At 69.6% G+C, this 3,369-nt stretch carries 3 protein-coding genes; all 3 read right to left on the reverse strand.

Annotated elements, in window-relative coordinates; genetic code table 11:
- The coding region (locus tag ACTHNQ_RS07940; RefSeq protein WP_440332605.1) for an ATP-binding cassette domain-containing protein at positions 1–1,539 on the reverse strand (1,539 nt) is incomplete at its 3' end.
- 1 nt (position 1,540) lies between these two features.
- On the reverse strand, positions 1,541–2,458 hold the full coding sequence (locus ACTHNQ_RS07945) for an ABC transporter permease (protein WP_440332607.1): 918 nt from the start codon (positions 2,456–2,458) through the stop codon (positions 1,541–1,543).
- On the reverse strand, positions 2,455–3,369 hold a 915-nt coding region (locus ACTHNQ_RS07950), incomplete at its 5' end, for an ABC transporter permease (RefSeq protein ID WP_440332609.1). The genes ACTHNQ_RS07945 and ACTHNQ_RS07950, both read right to left, overlap by 4 nt.

The following is a 3,369-nucleotide window of genomic DNA, read 5'->3' on the forward strand; positions in this document are numbered from 1 at the left end:
GCCCTCGTACATCACCGCGACCGTGTCGGCGCTGTTCCACGCGAGACCGAGGTCGTGCGTGATGACCAGGGCGCTCAGGTCGAGGCGATCGCGCAGCGACAGGATCAGCGCCAGGATCTCGCCGCGCACGGATGCATCCAGCGATGCGACCGGCTCGTCCGCGACGAGCAGCTGCGGCCCGACCGCGAGGGCCCCGGCGATGACGGCGCGCTGGCGCTGCCCGCCCGAGAGCTCCTGCGGGATGGCGGTGAAGAAGCGCTCCGGCGGCGTCAGCTCGGCATCCGTCAGGCCCTGTGCGACACGCTCCTGCTCGTCGCCCGGGTAGCGCTGCACCCGCAGGCCTTCGGCGATCGACTCGTAGATGCTGAGCTTCGGGTTCAGCGCCGCCGACGGATCCTGCAGCACCATCTGCACCTCGCTGCGGAACTCGCGCAGCGCGCGCCCCTTGCGGGGGATGTCCTTGCCGCGGAAGCGGATGACCGACCCCTCGTCCGGATGCTGCAGCCCGACGATGGTCCTCGCCAGTGTCGTCTTGCCCGACCCCGACTGTCCGACGAGGGCGAGGATCTCGCCGCGCCGCAGGCTCAGGTCGACGTTCTTGACCGCGGCGAGCGGCCGGCCGCGCCCGCGGTAGGTCACCGTGACGCCGCGGGCCTCCAGCAGCACGTCGTCTGAGAGCTCGCGGGTCGTCGCGCCCGTCGATCCGCCCCGGCGGGTGACCGGGTTCAGGCGCGACGACGGATCGCCGATGGTCGGGAACGCCTCCGCGAGCTGGCGCGTGTAAGGGTGCTGCGGGTTCGTGCAGACCTCGTACGAGTCGCCGATCTCGAGCAGCTCGCCGTCGCGCATGATGGCGATCCGCTCGCAGGCGGTGGCGAGGACAGACAGGTCGTGGCTGATCATCATCATCGAGATGCCGCGCTCGGCGACGAGCAGGCTGATCATGTCGAGGATCTGCTTCTGCACGATGACGTCGAGGGCCGTGGTCGGCTCGTCCGCGATGATGATGTCGGGCTCGCAGGCGAGCGCCATCGCGATCATCACGCGCTGCTTCTGCCCGCCCGACAGCTCGTGCGGGTACGCGTCCGCCTTCGCCGGCGGCAGGTCGACATCGCGGAGCAGCTCGACGACGCGCGCCTTGCGGGCCTTGTCGGACTTCCAGCCGTCGGCGACGTGCAGCTCGAGCGCCTCGAGGATCTGCTGCCCCACGGTGCGGACCGGGTTGAGCGAGTGCATCGCACCTTGGAAGACGATGGATGCCTCGGCCCAGCGCAGCGCGCGCAGCTCGCCGAAGCGCAGATCCGCCACGGCGGTGTCGCCGATGAGCACACGGCCCTCGATCGTGGCGTTCGGCGGCAGCAGCCGCAGCACGCTCATGGCGAGCGTGGACTTGCCCGATCCGGACTCGCCGGCCACACCCAGCGTGCCGCCCGCGGGCAGCTTCAGCGAGACGTTCTTGACGGCGGGGATCGCGCCGCGGTCGTTGCGGCCGCTGGTGCGGTAGACGATCGAGACGTCGTCGAATGTCAGATCCGGCATCTCAGCGGCTCCTCAGCGTGGGGTTGACGATCGTCTCGACGGCCCGCCCGACGAGCGTGAAGGCGAGCACGACCAGCACGATGGCGATGCCGGGGACGAGCACATACCACCAGTAGCCGGCGGTCGCCGCGGACACGTCCATGGAGTTCTTGAGGACCGAGCCCCAGGACTGCAGGGTCGCATCGCCGAGGCCGAGGAACGACAGCGTGGACTCGGCGATGATCGCCGAGCCGACCGTCAGCGTCGTGTTGGCGAGCACCAGCGGCAGCACGGCGGGCAGCAGGTGCTTCACGATGATGTGCCAGGGGCCGGCGCCCAGTACCCGCGCGCGCTCGATGTAGTCGCGGGACTCGACCGACAGGGTCTGCGCGCGCACGACGCGGGCGGTGCCGGCCCACGAGGTGAGTCCGATGGCGATCACGATCGTCCAGACGCCGCGCGAGAGCACGACCGACAGCACGATCGCGAGGATCAGCGAGGGCAGCACGAGGAAGAAGTCGATGATGCGCATCAGCAGGCCGCCGGTCCACCCGGTGAAGTGCCCGGCGGCGATGCCGACCACCGTGCCGATGATCATCGAGACGGCTGTGGCCGCGACGCCGACGAGGAGCGACACGCGGGCGCCCCAGATCATCCGCACCCACAGCTCGCGGCCCTGGTCGTCGGTGCCCAGCGGATGCTCGAGCGACGGCGGGGCGAAGCGCGGCTGGTCGAGCAGCTTCGTGACGTCCAGCATCCAGGCGGGGGCGAGCACCGGAGCGAGCACCGCCAGCGCGATGATCACGACGAGGAACCCCAGGCCGATCATGCCGGAGCGGCTGCGCGAGAACTCCCGGCAGAAGGCGCCGAACGCACGCCGGCGGCGCGCCCAGGCCATGCTGCGCGGCGACCGCGCAGCGGTTTCGACGTAGGCGGTCATCCGCGCCTCACTCTCGGGTCGAGCCGGCGGTACACGAAGTCCGCGACGAGGTTCGTGAAGATGATGATCGCGGAGAAGACCACGAAGGTGCCCTGCAGCAGGGGCAGGTCCGGACCCTGGATGGCCTGGTACGTGAGCTTGCCCAGGCCCGGCCACGAGAAGACGGTCTCGACCGTCACCGCACCGGCCACCAGCCCGCCGATGTGGAGGAACACCAGCGTCACGGTCGGCAGCAGCGCGTTGGGCACCGCGTGCCGCGTGCGCAGGTCGTCGTCCTTCAGGCCCTTCGCCCGGGCGGTGACGAGGTAGTCCGCGCTCTTCTCCTCCATCACCGAGGCGCGCATCACCATGACGTACTGGGCGTACACGACGGCGACCATCGTGATGACCGGCAGCACCATGTGCGAGATGACGTCGAGGATCTTGCCCAGGGTGTCGTCGGGCGGGTTCGGCGAGACCATGCCCCCCGTAGGGAACCAGTGGAGCGTTCCGCCGAAGACCATGAGCAGGATGAGGGCGAGCCAGAACGTCGGCACCGACCACAGGACGAGCGACGTCCCGGTCGTGAGCTGGTCGAACCGCGAGCCGGGCCGCCATCCCGCCTTCTGACCCAGCCACAGGCCGAGCGCGATCGCGATCACCGCGGACGTGCCGGTGAGCAGGATCGTGTTCCAGAAGTAGTCGCCGATCAGCGAGGCGACGCTCTGCTTGTAGACGTAGCTCTCGCCGAAGTTCAGGGTGAACACGTTGACGAGGTAGTCGCCGAACTGCTGCCAGAGCGGCTTGTCGAGACCGAGCTGCGCGCGCAGCTGCGCGATCTGCTCGGGCGACATCGGGTGCTCGCGCGCGATCTTCGCGACGGGGTCGCCCGGGAGGATCTTGAAGGCGAAGAACCCGAGGAGGATCACCAT

It is taken from the genome of Microbacterium sp., assembly GCF_051953575.1.
Lineage (GTDB): Bacteria > Actinomycetota > Actinomycetes > Actinomycetales > Microbacteriaceae > Microbacterium.